Origin of the sequence: Pseudomonas sp. DCB_AW, from assembly GCF_026240895.1 — a bacterium.
Lineage (GTDB): Bacteria > Pseudomonadota > Gammaproteobacteria > Pseudomonadales > Pseudomonadaceae > Aquipseudomonas > Aquipseudomonas kermanshahensis.
In genome coordinates, this window is the sequence record NZ_JAPFCE010000065.1 from 1 (window position 1) to 21005 (window position 21005).

At 63.2% G+C, this 21005-nt stretch carries 16 protein-coding genes; 3 read left to right on the forward strand and 13 right to left on the reverse strand.

Annotated features, from left to right (window positions below; translation table 11 throughout):
* Positions 1 to 201: 201 nt before the first annotated feature.
* The 7 genes from OO306_RS23200 to OO306_RS23230 form a co-directional block, all read right to left on the reverse strand.
* Positions 202 to 1857 (reverse strand): ABC transporter ATP-binding protein/permease, encoded by a 1656-nt coding sequence (locus OO306_RS23200; RefSeq protein WP_265970025.1) that lies wholly within the window; start codon positions 1855 to 1857, stop codon positions 202 to 204.
* Complete coding sequence (locus OO306_RS23205; RefSeq protein ID WP_265970026.1) at positions 1854 to 4622, reverse strand: M16 family metallopeptidase; 2769 nt, start codon at positions 4620 to 4622, stop codon at positions 1854 to 1856. The genes OO306_RS23200 and OO306_RS23205 overlap by 4 nt, the downstream gene beginning before the upstream one ends.
* Before the next feature lie 26 nt (positions 4623 to 4648).
* A complete protein-coding gene (locus OO306_RS23210; protein WP_265970027.1) occupies positions 4649 to 7483 on the reverse strand; it encodes a TonB-dependent receptor in 2835 nt (944 codons plus the stop codon).
* 169 nt (positions 7484 to 7652) lie between these two features.
* Positions 7653 to 8615, reverse strand: a complete 963-nt coding sequence (locus tag OO306_RS23215; protein ID WP_265970029.1) for a FecR family protein — start codon at positions 8613 to 8615, stop codon at positions 7653 to 7655.
* Positions 8616 to 8715: 100 nt separating this feature from the next.
* Positions 8716 to 9216, reverse strand: a complete 501-nt coding sequence (locus OO306_RS23220; RefSeq protein ID WP_027594280.1) for a sigma-70 family RNA polymerase sigma factor — start codon at positions 9214 to 9216, stop codon at positions 8716 to 8718.
* Between the two features lie 200 nt (positions 9217 to 9416).
* On the reverse strand, positions 9417 to 10523 hold the full coding sequence (locus tag OO306_RS23225) for a GlxA family transcriptional regulator (RefSeq protein ID WP_027594279.1): 1107 nt from the start codon (positions 10521 to 10523) through the stop codon (positions 9417 to 9419).
* A 395-nt stretch (positions 10524 to 10918) separates the two neighbouring features.
* A complete protein-coding gene (locus OO306_RS23230; protein ID WP_099452656.1) occupies positions 10919 to 12295 on the reverse strand; it encodes an L-serine ammonia-lyase in 1377 nt (458 codons plus the stop codon).
* Positions 12296 to 12748: 453 nt separating this feature from the next.
* On the opposite strand from OO306_RS23230, the gene OO306_RS23235 reads away from it, so the two are divergent.
* The 3 genes from OO306_RS23235 to choV all read left to right on the forward strand — a co-directional run bounded on the left by OO306_RS23235 (position 12749) and on the right by choV (position 15801).
* Positions 12749 to 13696 carry a choline ABC transporter substrate-binding protein gene (locus OO306_RS23235; protein WP_027594277.1) on the forward strand — a complete coding sequence of 316 codons (948 nt, stop codon included), beginning with the start codon at positions 12749 to 12751 and terminating at the stop codon, positions 13694 to 13696.
* A gap of 81 nt (positions 13697 to 13777) precedes the next feature.
* A complete protein-coding gene (gene choW, locus OO306_RS23240) occupies positions 13778 to 14626 on the forward strand; it encodes a choline ABC transporter permease subunit (protein ID WP_172960399.1) in 849 nt (282 codons plus the stop codon).
* Positions 14623 to 15801 (forward strand): choline ABC transporter ATP-binding protein, encoded by a 1179-nt coding sequence (gene choV / locus OO306_RS23245; protein ID WP_027594275.1) that lies wholly within the window; start codon positions 14623 to 14625, stop codon positions 15799 to 15801. Before choW ends, choV begins: the two co-directional genes overlap by 4 nt.
* A gap of 183 nt (positions 15802 to 15984) precedes the next feature.
* On the opposite strand, the gene hisF is transcribed toward choV, so the two are convergent.
* From hisF to OO306_RS23275, 6 genes are all read right to left on the reverse strand, one after another.
* Positions 15985 to 16755, reverse strand: coding sequence for an imidazole glycerol phosphate synthase subunit HisF (gene hisF / locus OO306_RS23250; RefSeq protein ID WP_027594274.1), 771 nt, complete (start codon positions 16753 to 16755; stop codon positions 15985 to 15987).
* A 10-nt stretch (positions 16756 to 16765) separates the two neighbouring features.
* Positions 16766 to 17503: a 1-(5-phosphoribosyl)-5-[(5-phosphoribosylamino)methylideneamino]imidazole-4-carboxamide isomerase gene (gene hisA, locus OO306_RS23255; protein ID WP_016484508.1), complete on the reverse strand. Its 738-nt coding sequence runs from the start codon at positions 17501 to 17503 to the stop codon at positions 16766 to 16768.
* Positions 17504 to 17530: 27 nt separating this feature from the next.
* Entirely contained in the window at positions 17531 to 17791 is a 261-nt protein-coding gene (locus OO306_RS23260; protein ID WP_027594272.1) for a DUF2164 domain-containing protein, read from the reverse strand.
* Positions 17792 to 18430, reverse strand: a complete 639-nt coding sequence (hisH, locus tag OO306_RS23265) for an imidazole glycerol phosphate synthase subunit HisH (protein ID WP_027594271.1) — start codon at positions 18428 to 18430, stop codon at positions 17792 to 17794.
* Positions 18431 to 19024 (reverse strand): imidazoleglycerol-phosphate dehydratase HisB, encoded by a 594-nt coding sequence (gene hisB, locus OO306_RS23270; RefSeq protein ID WP_027594270.1) that lies wholly within the window; start codon positions 19022 to 19024, stop codon positions 18431 to 18433.
* A gap of 242 nt (positions 19025 to 19266) precedes the next feature.
* Positions 19267 to 20928, reverse strand: coding sequence for an OFA family MFS transporter (locus tag OO306_RS23275; RefSeq protein WP_027594269.1), 1662 nt, complete (start codon positions 20926 to 20928; stop codon positions 19267 to 19269).
* Positions 20929 to 21005: the final 77 nt, after the last annotated feature.

Consider the following 21005-nt stretch of genomic DNA (forward strand, 5'->3'; position numbering starts at 1 on the left):
CAGCAGAGCCTGCAAAGGCTGTGAGCCCAGGTTCAGCAGAGCCTGCAAAGGCTGTGAGCCCAGGTTCAGCAGAGCCTGCAAAGGCTGTGAGCCCAGGTTCAGCAGAGCCTGCAAAGGCTGTGAGCCCAGGTTCAGCAGAGCCTGCAAAGGCTGTGAGCCCCCTGTGGGAGCGGGTTCACCCGCGAAGAGGTCGGTGCACGTTCACACAGGCTCTAGCTCCAGCGTTTTCCCAAACACCCCCGCCAGCCCTTCCTGGTGGGTTACTGCCACCACGGTACACCCCGGCAACTCCCGCTTGAGCATCCCCAGCAAACGCTGCGCACTGCCGATATCCAGCTGACTGGTCGCCTCATCCAGGTACAACGTATCCGGCCGGTACAACAGGGCCCGCGCCAGGCTCACCCGCTGCTGCTCGCCGCCAGAAAGCACCCGCTCCCACTCCACCTGCCTGTCCAGTTGCCCAATCAACCCGCCCAGCCCCACCTTGCCCAGCACATCGACCAACTGCACATCGTCTATCGACCGCACCTGTGGATAAGCCAGCAAGCCACGCAAGCTCATCTGCGGCAGATACGGCTGCTGCGGCAACAACAGGCTGCGCCCCGGCGGCAATTGCCAATCACCCGTGCAATGGGGCCACAGCCCCTGCAAGGTGCGCAGCAAGGTCGACTTGCCCAACCCGCTGTGCCCGGCCAGCCGTACCCACTGCCCCTGGCCGACGCGCAGCTTGAGGCCGCGGAGCAAATGACTGCCGTCGGGCCGGCATACCGTCAGCCCTTGCAAGCACAGGCAATGGCCCTGCGGCGCCTTGATCACCTGCTGGCGGCTGGCGGCGATGGCCTGCTCGAACTGGTCGAGCCGCTCCAGCGCCGCGCTCCAGCGCACCAGCTTGTGGTACAGCTTGATGAACCAGCTGAGCGAGTCGTGCACGGCATTGAACGCGCTGCGAATCTGCATCAGGCCACCCAAGGTGATGGTCTTGGCCATGAACGCGGGCAGCGCCGCGAATACCGGCACGATCAGGCTGAAGCGCTGGTAGGCGACCGTGAACAGGCTTAGGTCACGCTCACGGCCCATGAGTTGTCGCCAGTTCTCGGCAATCGCCTGGAAGCGCTGTGCCAAGTGCTGGCGCTCGACCGTCTCGCCTCGGTACAGGGCAATTTGCTCGGCGTGGTCGCGCTTGCGCAGCAGGCCCGCGCGAAAGTCCGCCTCCCGTTGCTCACGCGCATAGTTGAGCGCGTGCAAGGGTTTGCCGATCAGGTGGGTCAGGACACTGCCGATCAAGGTGTAGGCCAGCACGATCCACAGCAGGTAGCCATGCACGGTGAAGGGTTCGCCGAACAGGTGGAAGGTCTGCACCCCGGACAGGTTCCACAGGATCACCACGAACGCGCCGACCTGGGCCAGATTGACCACCAGCGAGGCCACCAGCTCGATGCTCAGGTCCACCATCAGGTCGACGTCCTGGGCGATGCGCTGGTCCGGGTTGTCGGGTTCGCCGCTGAGCCCCAGGCGGTAGAACGCCTGGTCGCCCAGCCAAGCATCGATCAAACGCCCGGTCATCGCTTGGCGCCAGCGCAGTACCAGCCCTTTGCGCAGGTAGTCGAGGGCGACAAAAATCAGCACGTAGAGCCCAAGATAGAGCGCGTACTCACCGGCCAGCGCGTACAGCCCCGCGGTGTCGAAAGACGCCAGCGTGTCGTAGAAGGTTTTACTCCAGCTGTTGATCAACACGTTGATCTGCACGATCAACAGGCCAAGCCCGATGATCGTCGCCAGCATCAGCCAGGCAAGCCACTGCTGGCGGGCTTGCCAGAATGGCCGGCTCAGGCGGTAGAACCTGCGCAGGGTATTCACAACGCCTGCTCCAGCGCGGCAGCCGATGGCAGCAGGCGCAGCTGCACCTGGTTGGCGACGGGGAACAACTGCCGCGCCAGTTGCTGCATGGCCGGCACGGTCAGTGCCTCGGGCAGCCTCGCCTGTTCGCTCAGGTAGCGAGGGTCCTGCCAGTGGCGCTCACTGAGGATCAAGCGCTTGAATTGGGTTTGCGGGTCTTCGCGGCGTTTGGCCTCCTGGCGCACCAGCTCGCGACGCTCGGCCAACAGCCACTGCTCATCCACCTTCAGCTCGGCCAGGGTCTGCTGCGCCAGTGCCCATAACTCATCCACACGCGCCGGGTCGCAGGTAAAACTCAGGGAGCTTTCGATGCGCTGCGAATCGGGGTCGAGCTGGGCATCGAAGCTCAGGCGATAAACCCCCGAGGCCTCGCCACGCAGTTGCTGTTTGAGCTGCTGGTTGGCCAGCTCACGCAGCAGTGCGACGCGCATGGCGGCCTGCGGTTGCCAGGCGTGCGGCTGGTAGCTGCTGGCCTGCAGCACAGCGCGGGGCTCGAGCGCGATCGCCAGGTCGCTGCGGCGCTGGCCGGGTTGCTGCAACGCGGCTTGCGGGTTTGGCGAGACGCCGCGCGGCAGGTTGGCCAGGTAGCCGCGCACCAGCGGTTCGAGCTGTTCTGCGGGCACATCGGCCATCAGGTAGTAAGTCACCGGCGCCCCGGCAAGGCGCTGCCAGTCCGCCTGCAACTGCTTGCGATCGAGCTGTTGCAGCGCAGCCTGGTCAGGGGTTCGCCAATGATCGGCTCCGTACTTGAGTACGCGCTGCTCGCGCTCCTGGCGCGCACGCACATCTTCGGGACGACTGCGCAGGCGCTGCTGCAGATCGCTGCGCGCCTCGTCGAACAACGTGGCGTCGATGCTCGCCTGTTGGCTCAGCCGGTAGCTCTGCAGCAAGGCCGGAAGTTGCTCGGGGCGGGTGCTGAGGTTCAACTGCAGGCGCTGTGGCTGATGCTCAAGGTTGACGGTGGCACCTTGCGCCTGGCGCCACGCCTGCGCACCGTCCGGCCCGCTGCGCACGGCCAGTTGGGCAGCCATCTGTAAGCGCCAGGCAGGCGCATCGGCGAGGCGGTAGCCGGCGGACGAGTCCGCTTGTAACAGCCACTTGCCCTCTGGGCCGTTACGGCGCAGCCATACCAGCCGGTCGCCGTTACCCAAGCGCCAGTGTTCGACGTGCTCAGCAGGGAATGCCTTGCGGTCGACAATGTGCCCTGCGGTGCCCGGTGCATCGGGCTTGTAACTGGCTACGCTCGGGGTTTCAGCTGACTGCTGAACAGGTGGCGAAAGCGTCTGGCTGGCAATCTCCAACCGCAGTGCCTCGACCGCTGCCACGCTTGGCAACTCGACCTGCGACTGCCCAGGCACGCTGAACTGCAACACGCGATCGGCACTGCCAAGCCAACGCCGCAGCCTGTGATTGAGGTCTTCCCGCTCGATGCCTGGCAGCACCTGCAGGTAGCGACGGGCAGCAGCATGACGCTCGACCACGCTGCCTTCTGCCGCGGTGGCGTTGTTGAGCTGTTCGACCCACTGCTCGAACGTACGTGGCGCGCGGTTGGCCAAGGTCTTGTCGCCCAAGGCGCGAATATGGGCTTGCTGTTTTTGGTAGTCCTGCTCGCTGAAGCCATGCTGACGCAGGCGCTCGATCTCGGTCAGCAGCTGGCGCAGCGCCTGTTCGTGCTGCTGGCCTTCGACGCCGGCAGCGATACCCAGCACCGTCGACTGGCTGCCGATCAGGGTTTTCTGTGCCACCAGGCTGCGCACCCCGGGCGCCAGCGGCTGGCGTCGCAGGCTGTCGAGCAGCGCGGCCAAGGCCATGCGGTCGATCAACCGCTCACGCAGCGCCGCGCGGGTGGTGCCGCGGCTGTCCGGTTCATGCAGGCGGAACAACAGCGCCACCTGGTTGCTGCCAGACTGCGGGTCTTGCAGGCGGAAGATTTTCAGCGCGTTGTCCAGCGGCAGGTCGCGGTAGTCGCGAGCCGGGCTGGCACCACCTTTGGCCTTGCCGAAGGTGTGCTCGATCTGCGCCAGCATGGCCTTGGGCTCGAAATCGCCTACCGCCGAAATCACCATGTTCGGCGCCTGGTACCAGCGCGCCTGAAAGCCCTGCAAGCTGGCCAGGCTGGCACTGCGGATGGCCGCCTCGTTGCCGATGGTGCGGTGCTCTGGGTAACGTGAGCCAACCCGTTGCGACGCGGTGCGTTGCTGGTTCATGCGCTGGGCCACACCCAGGCCGCCCCGCCACTCCTCGATGACGATCGGCCGTTCGCGCTCAAGGTCGGCAGCACTGTAGTCGCCGGCGAACGCCAGGTCGGCCAATGCTTGCAGAGCCTGCGGGGCCTGGCGCACGCCGGCCGGCGGGCTGAGCATGAACTGGGTGCGTTCGTAGTTGGTCACCGCATTGAAGTGGCGGCCTTGCACCCAGCCCAACGCCGTCATGCGCTGGCGCAGGTTGCCCGACTGCCCGGCGCGGCTGTGGAACACTAAGTGTTCGACCATGTGCGCGACGCCCACCTGGTCGTCGGTTTCGTCGATGGAACCGGCATTGACCGTCAGGCGCAGGTCGAGCCGGCCAGGCTGGGCGGTCTCGCGCACCAGCCGGTATTGCAGGCCGTTGGCCAGGGTGCCTTGGCTGACCTGGGCATCCCAAGGCAATGGCGAGTCCGGTTCGGGTAGCGCGGTGCAGGCGCCGAGCAGCAGCGGGCCGAGCAGGCCCGCAATGAGCTTTTTCATCAGGGTGTCCACGGTTTTTTATGGGGTCAGAAGCGGTAGCCGACTTCCAGCCAGTACTGGCGGCCGACTTCATACGTGGTGCGGACGGTGCTGCTGTTGCTGACGATCGAGTTGACCTTGTCAGTGACGTTGGTCACGTCCACAGCAACAAACAGCGCCTGCTCCCGGGCGGTGGGCATTTCCCATTTCACGCGCATGTCCCAGGTGGGTGCGCCAGCCACCGAAGCGGTGTCGTAAACGGCCAGGGCCTCGCCGTCCACATCGGCGGTGCGGCCGGTGTCGATGATCTGGTCGTACGCACCCCGGTAACGAAAGAAGTTGCTGATGCTCAGGTGCCAGCGCGGGATCTCGGTAATGGTGGTCAGGCGCGCGGTCCAAGGGCGGTTGAAGTCGCTGGCCGGGAGTTGGCTGTAAGCCATGCGTTTGCCGTCGTAGAGCACATCACCATCCGCGTATTCGGCGTCATTGAAGCCAGCTTCATAGGTGCTGTAGGCATTCTTGCTGCGCGACCAATCCAGTGCCAGTTGCAGGCTGGTGACACTGCCCAGCACCCGCAATGGCTGATTGGGCGTAACGGTCAGGGACAGGTTGTCGCTCTCGCTCGCACCCGCATTCACGTAGGTGTAGTAAATGGCCTGGTAGCCCTCAAGGGGATCAAGGCCAAGCACCCGCGACGAGGACCGCACCACCTGGTCCTTGCCCTTGCGGTGTACGTACTTCAGGCGAAAGTCAGTGTTCAGCCAGCGCTGTTCCAGGCCGAGCATCAGTTCATCATCGTAAGGGATGTTCATGTCTGAAAAACGGTTGGTGTTCAGCGTTTGCCGACCGACCCACTCACTGGTCTGGCTGCTGCGGGTATAGGTGGTGTTGAAGCCCTGGCGGCCATCGGCAAGGCGATACTTGAACAGGTTGCGGCCGTAATAGCGGTTGGCGCCGAAAACCAGCACCGTGCTGCGGTCGCCAAAGAAGTCGTAGTCACCGGCAAAGCGCGGTGAAAGGGTCTTCTGCTGCATGTAGTCATCGCCTTCGAAGCGCACGCCCGGGCGCAGGCTGAGCTTGCCTATCTGCATCTGGTCGTCGATGAACACGGCGTAAGCGTTTTCGGTCAGGTCCAGCTTGCCTGCGTTGTACTGGGTACGCAGGTTCGCCCACTGGCGGCTTTTCCCGTTGAGCAACGGGCTGACGGAGCACCACGGATCGTCGCCTACGCAGCGGGTTTCGTCGTCGCGGCTAAACCCGCTCACGCCCTGCCCGGTGGCTTCGCGCTCCCACTCCGCGTGCTTTTGCGACAACTCAAGGCCTGTCGTGAACGCGTGGCTGGTACCGGCGAAATCGAACGTCTGCCATTGGCCCTTGAGGGTGTAATCAAGACCGCGCTGACGCTGGTCCAGATTGCCGAACGAGCCCTCACCGCTGCGGGCTGTATTGCCGGTGGGGTTACCCCAGTTCTTCTCATCGGAGTAATACCAGAACACCGTGTCCTTGCTGTCGGCCTCTCGCGAGCTGTACAGGTTGGTAAGCGCCAGCGTGTGCGTCCAGCGCGCTTGGTCACCTTCCCAGACGGCCTTCAGCGAGCCCTGCCAGCCGCCATTGGTGTTGGTGAAATCGGAGTCGAGAAAATTCTGCCGGAAAAACACGTTCTCCTGAGGCGCGTGGATGAACGAGCCTTCCAGCGTCAACCGCTCGTTGACGTCCCAATAGGTCTTGAGCATGTAGTTGTCCAGCTGGCGGGTCTGGTCCGCGCTGCTGTCGGCATTAGGGCTGCTGTAACCATTTTCGTAACGGTTGAGCGGGATCACCGAGCGGCGCTGGGAAAAGCTCAGGATGGCACCGAAATTGTCGGTCAGGTGGCCCTCGAGCATGCCTCGCAACGTGGTCTTCTCGAACTCCGGCTGGTACTGCTCGGAAGAGGCGTGGTCGAAGCTCTCCTGATCAGCTTCGGTAATGTGGTAGCGGGTCCACTCCGAGCGGGTCAGTGCATAGGAGATCTTGCCGTGCAGTTCTCTGCTCGGGCGACGGGTGATGGCATCGATCACGCCGCCATTGAAGCCACCGTATTCGACTGGAACGTTGCTGTCGTAGACCTTCACTTCCTGCAGCAGGTCAGCGTCCAGGGCTATGCCGTGGGGGTTGCTGGGCGCGGCATCGAATTGGCGGTTTTCACTGTAGCCATGGGCGCCAGGGTCCAAGTCGTTATTGATCGAAATGCCATCGATCATGAAGTTGTTCTGGTAGAACTTGGCGCCGTTGATGCTGATGTCGGCGGGGTCGATTTCGCCCGGGGTGTTGGAGCTTTTTTGCGCGCTGGAAAATTGCACGCTCGGGTGCATCTGCAGCAGGGTCGTGATATCGCCGTTGGCCCCTGGGAAGGCACGGATGGCCTGATTGCTGATGACCGTGGCACCCAGGTAACCATTGTCGCCGCTATCGCCCAGCACCAAGGTGTCATGCAATTCCATAGGGCCGGCATCTGCATCGCTGTGCAGGAGGCGCAGGCTTACCACACCACCGTCGTAGTCCCAGGTCAGGCCACTGCCAGAAAGCAGGCGAGCCAATGCCGCTTCGTTGCTGAAACGCCCCTGCACGGCATTGCTATGCGCGCCCTCCAGCAACTGCGCATCGGCGGTCATTTGCAGACCGCTTTGCTGGCCGAAGGCGATCAACGCGGCAGCAAGGTCCTGCTCCGGGATAGCAAATGCATGCACTTGCGCCAATTGCGAAGAGGCGGCGGCCTCACTTGCCGACACTGCAGGCACGAACAGGGCACAGCCTGCGCCAAGCAGCGTACTGCGGGCCAAATGCTTCAGGCGCAACGACCACCCCCGCGCTTGGCGAGGCATACGGCTTGTTGTTTCAGTCATCCCACATCCCCACCCCGGGCAATCGCCGGGCTGCAAAATTGAATACGAATCGGTATCAGTTATTGCGCGCGGGGAAGAAGACGGGGCAGTGCGGGGAATTTTCAGAAAATTGTGAAATTAGTTTTTTTGTGACGCGTTTTTTGGGGCCGCAAAGCGGCCCCCGGCAATCTCAAGGCTTACTCAGCACCAACAACCAAGGCCCATAGCTACGCAGCTCTCCGCCATGCGGCCGGACCACCGCACGCAGCGCCGCCTCGGGTTTGCGCAGGTCATACACACCGGTGACGCGCTTGGCCCCCAGCGCATCGTCACGCAGCAGCACCTTGCCCGGCAGGTAGCGCGCCAGCTCCGCAACCAGTTCGGCCACCGTCTGGTCATCGGCAATCAGTTGCCTTTGACGCCAGGCGGCCGCCTGCGCGGGCACGAAGGTGTGCACCTGTACCAGCCCATGGTCATAGCGCAGCCGCTGCCCTGCAGTCAGCGCACCGGACAGCACATGCCCATCGCCGCTGTCCTCGACCCGCACCGACCCGTGCTGCACATCCACCCCTACCCTGCCTGGCCGCAGTGCGACGTTGAACGCCGTCCCCGTCACCGTTACCTGCACCGCCTGGGCACGCACGTGAAACGGCTTGGCCTTGTCGGGGGTGACCTGGAAAAAGGCCTGGCCGGTGAGCAGGCGCACATCACGGTGATCACCCGCATAGTCCACGGCGATGGCCGTGTCGCTGTCCATCTGCACCACGCTGCCATCGGCCAGGGTGATGTCGCGCGTTTCGCCCTGGGCCGTGCGGTAGTCGGCCTGCAGCCGCAGGCTCAAGGAAGGCGCCAGCGCCACCAACAGGCAGGCAGCGACCGCAGCGCCCAGCCACCAGCGGCGCCGAGATGTGCGTTGCACAGGCAAGCGGAGCACCTCGGCCTGCGGCCATTGCGCGGTGGTAGCAGGGGCCAGTTGCCCCGTCAGCTGCCACACCCGCTCGGCTTTGCGGTAGGCCTCGGCGTTGGCCGAATCGCTGGCGCACCATTGCTCGAACTCGGCACGCAGCGGCCCATCCTGCGGGGCCTGCTGCAGGCGCAGGAGCCAGTCCAGGGCCTGCTCGCGGCGGCTGGATACGAGGTCTGCTGGCGTCATGTCCGGCACGTCTCCTGGGGGCTGAGGGGCGCGAAGGGTCGCACAGAGTCGGCCCGATGAGCAAAGGACGCGCCAGCGCCTGGTTTTTTCAACAGCCCCGTCAAAGGTCGTCCTCCAGCCGCGCCATGCAATGGCTCATGGCGTCGCGCACCAGTTGATGCACCAAGCTCACGGAGACGTTCAGGTGGTTGGCCACCTGCTGCAAGGTGAAGCCCCCTAGGCGGTGCATTTCGAAGGCGATGCGGGTGCGTTGCGGCAGTTCTTCGAGGGCTCGGCTGATGGCGTCCAGTTCGTTCTGCTGGCTGACCGCCTGCTCGGGCGAGGCACTGCTCGACGGCAGCTCGGCGAGGATTTCGTCGCCGTCTGGCTGGGCTTTTTCGGTGGCGGTGCGGCGGGTCTGATCCAGGGCCAGGTTACGCACGATGCGGTAGAGGTAGCTGGCCGGGTGGCGGATGTCGGCATCATCCTGCTGCCCACTGAAACGCAGCCAGGCTTCCTGGACCACATCCTCGGCGCGGGCACGGCAGCCAACGATCGGGCGCGCATAATCGACCAACGCCGCCCGATGGGCCAAGTACAGCTGCAGTTTGTCGTCCGCCACGGGGTGGTATGCCAGGGAGTATCGGGGGCGGCGATGTTACCCGTAGTCGAGAATCATTATCAATACATGATCACGGGCGGTGTTCACGTGTAGGAGCAGCCTTGTGCTGCGAAGAGGCCGGTGAAAACAGGGTCGTTATATGACGCTGTTACCGGCCTCTTCGCAGCACAAGGCTGCTCCTACAAACGGGCGCGTAGCGTTTACAGCCTTACGCTGGCGAACGTCGACTCGTTGCGTGCCTGGCTCAGGGCCGCCATCGGCCCGCTGTGCGGCGACAGGGTCATGGCCTGCGGGATCGGCATCATCGCCACCTGCTGCGCGGTGTTGGAGCCCACGCGCTCATCACGCGGCGGAATGCCGAAGTACTCGCGGTAGCACTTGGAGAAATGCGGGGTAGAGACGAAGCCACACACCGAGGCCACTTCGATGATCGACATCGGCGTCTGCTTCAGCAACTGCCGCGCGCGGATCAGGCGCAGCTTCAGGTAATAGCGCGACGGCGAGCAGTGCAGGTACTTCTGGAACAGGCGCTCGAGCTGGCGCCGCGACACCGACACATACACCGCCAGTTCGTCGAGGTCGATCGGCTCTTCCAGGTTGGCCTCCATCAGCGCGACGATTTCCTGCAGCTTCGGCTGGTTGGTGCCGAGCATGTGCTTGAGCGGCACGCGCTGGTGGTCTTGCTCGTTGCGAATGCGCTCGTAGACGAACATCTCGGAGATCGCCGCCGACAGTTCACGGCCGTGATCGCGGCTAATCAGGTGCAGCATCATGTCCAGCGGCGCGGTGCCACCGGAGCTGGTAAAGCGGTTGCGGTCGAGGGTGAACAGGCGGGTGCTCATGTTCACCCGTGGGTAGGCCTCCTGCATGGCGGCCAGGCATTCCCAGTGCACGCTGCAATCGAAGCCGTCGAGCAGCCCGGCACAGGCCAGCGCCCAGCTGCCAGTACACACCGCGCCCAGGCGCCGTGACTGGCGAGCCTGCGCCTGCAGCCAGGTCACGTGTTCACGGGTAACGGTACGCTGAATGCCGACACCACCGCAGACGATCACGGTGTCGATCGGCGGCGCATTGTGCATGGCCGCGTCGGGGGTGATCTGCAGGCCATCACTGGCCCAGACCTGGCCGCCATCGACGGTCAGGGTGTGCCAGCGGTACAGCTCGCGGCCGGAAAGCTGGTTGGCCATGCGCAGCGGCTCTACCGCCGACGCCAGGGAAATCAGGGTGAAGTTGTCCAGTAGAAGAAACCCGATGGACTGGGGAGCTGTGCGGTTCTGGGTTGGATTCCCGGAGGTGTACGACGTCATCGCGATTTCTCCTCACACAAATGCAGGGTGTGCCTCAGGCGGGCACTGATTTTTTTGTTATGGCCCCCTCTTCGTAGGTAGGGGCTTGTTGCCAATCACAACGCAAACGCCGTGCCTGAAATTGAACGGCTATCCGAAAAAACCTGAAAACGACGCCTTTACTCGGCAAATCAGGGCCTTCGGCGCGGGCTGGCTGAACTTCTGGAACCGCCGTGCTAGGCGCGCTCCTTGTAACTGCTGAGCACTTTGGTGACACGTGCCTTGTGGGTTGCCCAGAAACGACACTCTTAAGTGTCACCGACAATGCCCACACTCATCGCGACATCTGACGGCCGGTCATGCACAAACGCCCCATAGTGGGGCGTCGTGGTGACCAGCAGCGCGTGATTAGCGCATCAGCATTCGATGGCGCTGACCGCCAGGCCGCCGCGTGAGGTCTCTTTGTACTTGTCGTGCATGTCGGCGCCGGTGTCACGCATGGTGCGGATCACCTGGTCGAGGGAAATGAAGTGTTCGCCGTCGCCGCGCAGGGCCATCTGCACCGCGTTGATCGCCTTGACTGCGGCAATCGCGTTGCGCTCGATACACGGCACCTGCACCAGGCCACCGACCGGGTCGCAGGTCAGGCCAAGGTTGTGTTCCAAAGCGATTTCGGCAGCGTTTTCCAATTGTGGCGGTGTCGCCCCCAACACTTGCGCAAGGCCTGCCGCCGCCATGGCACAGGCCGAACCGACCTCCCCCTGGCAGCCGACTTCGGCGCCGGAAATTGAAGCGTTCTTCTTGCACAGGATGCCGACCGCTGCCGCCCCGAGGAAGAAGTCGGTCACGTTCGACTCGTCCACCACATCACTGAAGCGCATGTAGTAGTGCAGCACCGCCGGGATGATGCCCGCAGCGCCGTTGGTGGGCGCGGTGACCATGCGCCCGCCGGCGGCGTTTTCTTCGTTGACCGCCAGGGCGAACAGGTTGACCCACTCCATGGCGCTCATGGTCGAGCCGATCACGTTGGGCTTGCCGATCTCTTGCAAGCTGCGGTGCAGCTTGGCGGCGCGGCGCCGTACGTTGAGGCCACCGGGCAGCGTGCCTTCGTATTTCAGGCCGTTGGTGACGCACTCCTGCATGGCTTGCCAAAGCTTCTGCAGGCCGGCGTGGATCTCTTCCTCGCTGCGCCAGACCTTCTCGTTGGCCATCATCAATTGCGACACGCTGAGGTCGTTTTGCTTGCACAGTTGCAGCAGCTCGGCGGCACTGTTGAAGTCGTAGGGCAATACGGTCTGGTCGGCGTCCAGCACACCGCTGGCGGCCTGCGCAGCATCGACCACAAAGCCACCGCCCACCGAGTAGTAGGTGTCGCGGTGCAGCTCGCCCTGCGCGCCTTCGGCGATCAAGGTCATGGCGTTGGGGTGGTACGGCAGGTTCTCGTCCAGCAACAGCATGTCGCGGGCCCAGACAAACTCGATGGGCAGGCGGCCGGCCAGCAGCAGGGTGTTGGTTTCGCGCAGGTCGGCGATGCGAGGGACGATCTGGGTCGGGTCGATGGCGTCCGGCCAGTCGCCCATCAGGCCCATGATGGTGGCGTTGTCGGTGCCGTGACCGATGCCGGTGGCCGAGAGCGAACCATACAGCCGCACCTCGACCCGTTTTACCTGCTCCAGTTCGCCGCGCTCGCGCAGCCCCTGGACAAACAGAGCGCCAGCCCGCATGGGGCCGACGGTGTGGGAGCTGGAGGGCCCGACACCAATCTTGAACAGGTCGAACACGCTGATGGCCATTGTCGAATCACCTCTTGCTGGGCTTGTCTCTGCGCGCCATGCGCAGGGCGGGGCAACTGCTAGGCTGAAGCTGCGAGCCGCCATGAATGCACGCATCATCGGCCTTTTGCCTACCCCTTCGCCGTCTGCAACCGACGTAGTTTTGTCCAGCTGCGCCGTGCTGTTTTTACCTGAGGTACTGCCGTCTTCACGCCGTTTTCCAGCGGCCTGGTGACGCAAAAACGCGGCCGAGGGGGTGGAAAAATCCATATGCGACATCGCCAGTACTGGATACGACCCGTTCCGTACTGGATACGACCCCACCAGTAGGCGATTGCCCGGCGCTGGAGGATTATCAAAAGCGACTCGTATAGCACGGCCACGCAACCTGCCCTCTGCAGGCCTGGTCGACCGGACCTTCAGAACGCCCGGCGACCCACGCGAACCCGAAGACAAAATCACAGGAGTCCATCCATGAAAGGTTCACCCTCGCTGTTGTTGGTTGCGTTGTTGTCCACCCCGCTGCTGGCCCAGGCCGCCGAGCCTGAGCAGTGCCAGACGGTACGTTTCTCCGATGTCGGCTGGACCGACATCACGGTGACGACAGCCACCACAAGCGTTGTGCTCGAAGCCCTGGGTTACAAGACCCACACCACCATGATCTCGGTACCGGTGACCTATAAGTCGCTGGCCACCGGCAAGGACCTGGACGTGTTTCTCGGCAACTGGATGCCGACCATGGAGAACGACATCAAGCAGTACCGCGACGCCGGCACCGTCGAGACCGTGCGCGCCAACCTGGAAAACGCCAAGTACACCTTGGCCGTGCCCCAGGCGCTGTATGACAAGGGCCTGAAGGATTTCAGCGACATCCCCAAGTTCAAGAAAGAACTGGACGGCAAGATCTACGGCATCGAGCCGGGTAACGACGGCAACCGCACCATCCAGAGCATGATCGACAAGAACGCCTTCGGCCTGAAGGACGCCGGCTTCAAGATCGTGCAGTCGAGCGAGGCCGGCATGCTGTCGCAGGTCGACCGGGCGCAAAAACGCAACGAGTCGGTGGTGTTCCTGGGCTGGGAACCGCACCCGATGAACACCCGCTTCAAGATGCAATACCTCACCGGCGGGGATGATTTTTTCGGCCCCGAATTCGGCAAGGCAACCGTATTGACCAACACCCGCAAGGGTTACGTGCAGGAATGCAGCAACGTTGGCCAACTGCTCAAGAACCTGTCGTTCGAGCTCAAGGATGAAAGCACCATGATGGGCTATGTCCTGGACGACAAGATGAAACCCGAAGCAGCCGCCAAGAAGTGGCTTAAAGACAACCCCGGCAAGCTGGATACCTGGCTGGCGGGCGTTACCACCGTTGATGGCAAACCCGGCCTTGAGGCGGCCAAGGCCAAGCTGGCGCAATAACGCACCACGCAATAGCGCTACCTCGGGGCGGGACCGTGCCCGCCCCGGACTGATTTCAATCTTTGCAGGTGGAAGCTCGCTATCATGCTTATCGATCAGAAAATACCCCTGGGGCAGTACATCGCGTCGTTCGTCGAATGGCTGACCCAGAACGGCGCGAATTATTTCGACGCCATCGCGCAAGGCCTGGAGTTCATGATCCATGGCGTCACCAGTACCCTGACCTGGTTCAACCCGTTCGTCCTCATCGCCCTGTTCGCCGCCCTGGCGCACGTTATCCAGCGCAAGTGGGGGCTGACGGCGTTCGTTGCGCTGTCGTTCCTGCTTATCTTCAACCTGGGTTACTGGCAGGAAACCATGGAAACCCTGGCGCAGGTGACCTTCGCCACCGTGGTCTGCGTGGCCATTGGCGTGCCGCTGGGCATCGTCGCCGCGCATAAACCGATGTTCTATACCGCCATGCGCCCGGTACTCGACCTGATGCAGACGGTACCCACCTTCGTTTACCTGATCCCGACCCTGACCCTGTTCGGCCTGGGCGTGGTCCCGGGGCTGATCTCGACGGTGGTGTTCGCCATCGCCGCGCCGATCCGCCTCACCTACCTGGGCATTTGCGATGTGCCACAAGAGCTGCTCGACGCCGGCAAGGCCTTTGGCTGCTCGCGCCGTCAGCTGCTGACCCGCATCGAACTGCCCCACGCGATGCCGAGCATCGCGGCCGGTGTCACCCAATGCATCATGCTGTCGCTGTCGATGGTAGTCATCGCGGCCCTGGTGGGCGCCGACGGCCTGGGCAAACCTGTGGTCAACGCACTGAACACCGCCGATATCTCCCTGGGCTTCGAAGCGGGCCTGGCGATCGTGCTGCTGGCGATCATGCTCGACCGTATCTGCAAGCAACCGGAAGTCACGGTAAGGGGTGAAGCATGAGCATCATTCGGTTCGAAGACGTCGACGTCATCTTCTCCAACAAACCGCGCGAGGCATTGTCGCTGCTCGACCAGGGCAAGACCCGCGAGCAGATCCTCAAGCAGACCGGCCTGGTGGTGGGTGTCGAAAAAGCCAACCTGGATATCGAGAAAGGCGAAATCTGCGTGCTCATGGGCCTGTCCGGCTCGGGCAAGTCGAGCCTGCTGCGCTGCATTAACGGCCTGAACACGGTCAGCCGCGGCAAGCTGTTCGTCGAGCATGAAGGCAAGCACATCGACATCGCCCACTGCACCCCGGCCGAGCTGAAGATGATGCGCACCAAGCGCATCGCCATGGTGTTCCAGAAGTTCGCCCTGATGCCCTGGCTGACGGTGCGCGAGAACATCAGCTTTGGCCTGGAAATGCAGGGCCGCCCAGAGAAAGAGCGGCGCAAGCTGGTAGACGAGAAGCTTGAACTGGTTGGCCTGACCCAGTGGCGCAACAAGAAGCCCGACGAGCTGTCCGGGGGTATGCAGCAGCGGGTGGGCCTGGCCCGAGCGCTGGCGATGGATGCCGACATTCTGCTGATGGACGAACCGTTCTCGGCACTCGACCCGCTGATCCGCCAGGGCCTGCAGGACGAACTGCTGGAGCTGCAGCGCAAGCTGAGCAAGACCATCGTGTTCGTCAGCCACGACCTGGACGAAGCGTTGAAGCTGGGCAGCCGCATTGCAATCATGAAGGACGGGCGGATCATCCAGTACAGCAAGCCCGAAGAGATCGTACTGAACCCGGCGGACGACTATGTGCGCACCTTCGTTGCCCACACCAACCCGCTGAACGTGTTGTGCGGCCGCAGCCTGATGCGCAGCCTGGACAACTGCAAACGGGTCAATGGGTCGGTGTGCCTGGACCCGGGTATCGACTCATGGCTGGACATTGGCGAAGGCGGCTCGCTCAAGCGCGCACGCCAAGGCCAGAACGGCCTGGATATGCAGAATTGGGCGCCAGGGCAGAATGTTGAGTTGCTGGAGCGCAGGCCGACGGTGGTGCACGCCGATATCGGTATGCGTGAGGCGCTGCAGATTCGTTATCAGACGGGCAACAAGCTGGTGCTGCAGGATAACGACAAGGTGGTGGGGATTCTTGGGGATACCGAGCTTTACCACGCGTTGCTGGGCAAGAACCACGGGTGATGCCATTGGGGCCGCGTTGCGGCCCATTCGCAGCACAAGGCTGCTCCTACAGGGGGCGCGTATGCCGTTTGGGGCCGCGTTGCGGCCCATTCGCAGCACAAGGCTGCTCCTACAGGGGGGCGCGTATTCTTGTAGGAGCAGCCTTGTGCTGCGAATGGAGGGCAATGCCCTCCCAGCAATGGCTCAGCGAACGACAATCCCGCGCGAAGCCATGTAGGCCTTGGCTTCCGGAACGGTGTACTCGCCAAAGTGGAAGATACTGGCCGCCAACACCGCGCTGGCATGCCCTTCCAGAATCCCGTCCGCCAGGTGCTGCAGGTTACCCACCCCACCCGACGCAATCACCGGAATCCCCAGCGCATCGCTGATGGCCCGGGTAACGCCCAGGTCAAAGCCGTTCTTCATGCCGTCCTGGTCCATGCTGGTCAGCAGGATCTCACCGGCACCCAGGCCTTCCATCTTCTTCGCCCACTCCACCGCATCCAACCCGGTCGGCTTGCGCCCGCCATGGGTGAAAATCTCCCAGCGCGGCGTTTCACCCGGCGCGGAGACCTTCTTGGCATCGATGGCAACGACGATGCACTGCGAACCGAAACGGTCCGCCGCCTCGCCCACGAACTCCGGGTTGAACACCGCAGCCGTGTTGATCGAGACCTTGTCGGCACCGGCATTGAGCAGGTTGCGGATGTCCTGCACGGTGCGCACGCCACCGCCCACAGTCAGCGGGATGAACACTTGGCTGGCCATGCGCTCGACGGTATGCAGCGTGGTGTCGCGGCCATCGACGCTGGCGGTGATGTCGAGGAAGGTGATTTCGTCGGCACCCTGCTCGTTGTAGCGACGGGCAATTTCTACCGGGTCGCCGGCATCACGGATGTTCTCGAACTTGACGCCCTTGACCACCCGGCCGTTGTCCACGTCCAGGCAAGGGATGATGCGCTTGGCCAGTGCCATGGTTCAGTCCTCAGCCTTGGTAGTTGTCGCAGAAGGCCTGGGCCTCGGCGACATCGAGGGTGCCTTCGTAGATGGCACGGCCAGTGATGGCGCCGATGATGCCAGGGGCCTTGGCGTCCAGCAGGGCCTTGATGTCGCCCAGGTTGTGAATGCCACCCGATGCGATCACCGGAATGCGCGTGGCTTCGGCCAGGGCTTTGGTGAAGGGCACGTTGCAGCCCTGCATCATGCCATCCTTGGCGATGTCGGTGTAGACGATCGCCGAGACGCCATCGGCTTCGAAACGCTTGGCCAGGTCGATGACCTGAACAGTGCTGACTTCAGCCCAGCCGTCGGTGGCGACGAAGCCGTCCTTGGCGTCCAGGCCAACGATGACCTTGCCCGGGAAGGCCTTGCAGGCCTCGGCGACGAACTCTGGCTGCTTAACCGCCTTGGTGCCGATGATGACGTAGCTGACGCCCGCCTTGACGTAGTGCTCGATGGTTTCCAGCGAGCGAATGCCGCCGCCGATCTGGATCGGCAGGGTCGGGTAACGCTTGGCGATGGCGGTGACCACTTCGCCGTTGACCGGCTGGCCTTCGAAGGCGCCGTTGAGGTCGACCAGGTGCAGGCGGCGGCAGCCACCCTCGACCCATTTGGCGGCCATGCTCACCGGGTCATCGGAAAATACCGTGGAGTCTTCCATGCGGCCCTGGCGCAGGCGCACGCAGGCACCGTCCTTCAGATCGATAGCGGGGATAATCAGCATCTTGGGAACCTGTCTATTTGTTGGGTTTCAGGGCTTCTCGAGTGCCCACAGGTCGCTCTCGATGCTCTCGAACCGCTCCTTGAGGTGCAGCTGAACATCGGCAATCGCCCTGTTGTAGTAATGGGGTGCAATCTCTTTGCTGAACAGGTCGAGGACCTCGGCCACTTCAAACGACCCCAGCTGCAGCTCGAAACGGTCTTCGAGAAAACGCTTGAGCGTATCGAGCGCTTCGCGCTCCTGCTCGGGGGCCAGGGTAATGATCGGGGCCTTGGTCTTCGATCGGCTCATTTACCAGCGCCCGTCCCAGGCGACGAAGTTCTGCAGCAACTGCAGGCCATGGGTGTGGCTCTTCTCTGGGTGGAACTGCACGGCAAAGCGCGAGCCGTCGGCCAGCGCGGCGGCGAAGTCGACGCCATAGTGGCCGCGACCAACCACCTGGCTCGGCTTGCCGGCATTGATGTAGTAGCTGTGCACGAAATAGAAACGTGCGCGGTCAGGGATGTCGTGCCACAGCGGATGGTGGTTGGCCTGGCTGACTTCGTTCCAGCCCATGTGCGGCACCTTCAGGTGCTCGCCATCCTCTTGCAGGCCCTTGCCGAAAAACTTCACCTGGCCTGGGAACAGGCCGATGCAGTCGACGCCGTTGTTCTCTTCACTGTGTTCGAGCAGCGCTTGCATGCCGACACAGATGCCGAGGAACGGGCGGTCCTGGCTGACTTCGCGCACCAGGCTGTCGAAGCCCAGGCGACGGATTTCGGCCATGCAGTCGCGAATCGCGCCCACGCCTGGGAACACCACGCGGTCAGCCTCGCGGATCACCGCGGCGTCGCTGGTGACCAGCACCTTGCCGGCGCCGACATGCTCGAGCGCCTTGGCCACCGAGTGCAGGTTGCCCATGCCATAGTCGATTACGGCTACCGTCTGCATTTACAGGCATCCCTTGGTGGAAGGCATCTGCCCAGCCATGCGCTCGTCCAAGGTAATGGCCATGCGCAGCGCGCGGCCGAACGCCTTGAACACGGTTTCGATCTGGTGGTGGGTGTTGTGGCCACGCAGGTTGTCGATGTGCAGGCTCACCAGGGCGTGGTTGACGAAGCCCTGGAAGAATTCCTGGAACAGGTCGACATCGAAGCCACCGACCGTGGCGCGGGTGTACGGCACGTGCATCTGCAGGCCTGGGCGGCCAGAGAAGTCGATGACCACGCGCGACAGCGCTTCGTCCAGCGGCACATAGGCGTGGCCGTAGCGGAAGATGCCTTTCTTGTCGCCGATCGCCTGGGCAAATGCCTGGCCCAGGGTGATACCGACGTCTTCGACGGTATGGTGATCGTCGATGTGCAGGTCACCCTTGCACTCGATGTCCAGATCGATCAGCCCATGTCGGGCGATCTGGTCGAGCATGTGTTCAAGGAAAGGCACACCGATATCAAATCGGGCCTTGCCGCTGCCATCTAGGTTGATCGAGCACTTGACCTGGGTTTCCAGGGTATTGCGCTCGACGGAAGCCTTACGTTCGACCATCACCAGCTCCGCAAAATCATTGGGCGAAAAGGGCTCCATTATAGGCCCAGAACGCGCCAGCTTGAAACGCGGATGACATATGGCAAAGCAAGCAATGACGGGGGGTAGATGCCGTTACAGGTCTATACAAGCTGTGAATCTGGGGCTGCGTTGCAGCCCTTTCACCGGCTCTTGCACCCAACCACGCCCTTGTAGGAGCGGCCTTGCGCCGCGAAAGGGGCGCACAGCGCCCCCCCCTACCTTCAATGGAACAGTACAGCCGTCTTCTGCAGCGTAATCCACACCCCCCAAGCCAGCGGCACAACCACCGCAGCCCAGGCGATCAGCACCAACGGCAAGCTGCCCGGCGCGGCATGCCACTCCAGCGAACGTGCGCCATCGGCACCCTTGTCATGGCTCAGCGCACGCTCGGCGGCCAGTTGCTGGTCGCTCATGAAGTGCTTGTCGGCCACCGGGCGAATCAGCATGTTGCAGATAAAGCCCAGCACCAGCAGGCCCGCGAGGATATACAGGGTCATGTCATACGCCGCCGCGCGCTCAACGCCCGCCGCCAGCTGAGACTCGCGCAGGTAGGTGATCAGCACCGGCCCCAGCACGCCCGCCGCCGCCCAGGCCGTCAGCAGGCGCCCATGAATCGCACCGACCATCTGCGTGCCGAACAAGTCGGCCAGGTACGCCGGCACCGTGGCAAAGCCGCCACCGTACATCGACAGGATGATGCAGAACGCCGCCACGAACAGCGCCACGTTGCCCAGGTGCCCCATGTTCGGCACCAGGCTGTAGAGGCCCACGCCCAAGGCGAAGAAGGCAAAGTAGGTGTTCTTGCGGCCAATGTAGTCAGAGAACGACGCCCAGAAGAAGCGCCCGCCAATGTTGAACAGGCTCAGCAAGCCGGTGAAGCCCGCTGCGATGGCGGCAATTTGCGCCAGCTGGGTGGCGTTCAGTTCGCTGAAGCTCAGCTCGTTGCCCAGCAACTTGCCGGCGAACACTTCCTGCAACAGCGGCGACGCCATGCCCAGAATACCGATGCCTGCCGAGACGTTCAGGCACAGCACCAGCCACACCAGGGCGAACTGTGGGGTTTTCCAGGCCACGCTGACGTGCACATGGCGGTCGGTGACCATGCCATTGCCGGCCTTTTTCGCCGGGGCGGTCCAGCCCTCAGGCTTCCAGCCGGTCGGTGGCACGCGGTAACCCAGGGCGCCGGCCGTCATGAACACGAAGTAGATCGCCGCCATCACCACGAAGCTCTGCCATACCCCGACGTCTTCTGCGCTGCCAAAGTGGCCCATCAACGCGGTCGCCAGGGGGGCGCCGACCATCGCGCCACCGCCAAACCCCATGATCGCCATGCCGGTGGCCATGCCGCGTTTGTCCGGGAACCACTTGATCAGCGTCGAGACCGGCGAAATATAGCCCAGGCCCAGGCCAATGCCGCCGATCACACCAGAGCCCAGCCACATCAGCCACAGCTGATGGGTCTTCACCCCAATCGCCGAGATCAGCATACCGCCGCACCAGCACAGCGCCGACACCAGCCCGGCCTTGCGTGGCCCGGCGTGTTCCAGCCAGCCGCCAAGCACCGCGGCTGAGCAGCCGAGGAACACGAAGAACAAGGTGTAGATCCAGCTCAGCATCGAAATCGGCCAGTCGCACTCGGCGCTGAACAGGCGGGCGATGAACCCCATGTCCGCCGAGCAGGCCACCGGCGCGGTGATGCCGATGGCTTGCGACAGCGGCAACCAGAACACCGAGAAGCCGTAGGCCATGCCGATACACAGGTGGATAGCCAAGGCGGCCGGTGGCACCAGCCAACGGTTGAAGCCCGGACGGGCGATGATGCGCTCCTTCGACAGGAAGCTCGGCGCACCGGCCAAGGTGCCCGCCGTGACGTTACTGCTCATGGGTTTGATCCTTTTTGTATGGCCTTTACTGGGCGACGCACCGCGACAATGGGTCGCGGGCACACCGAAAGCGGCGC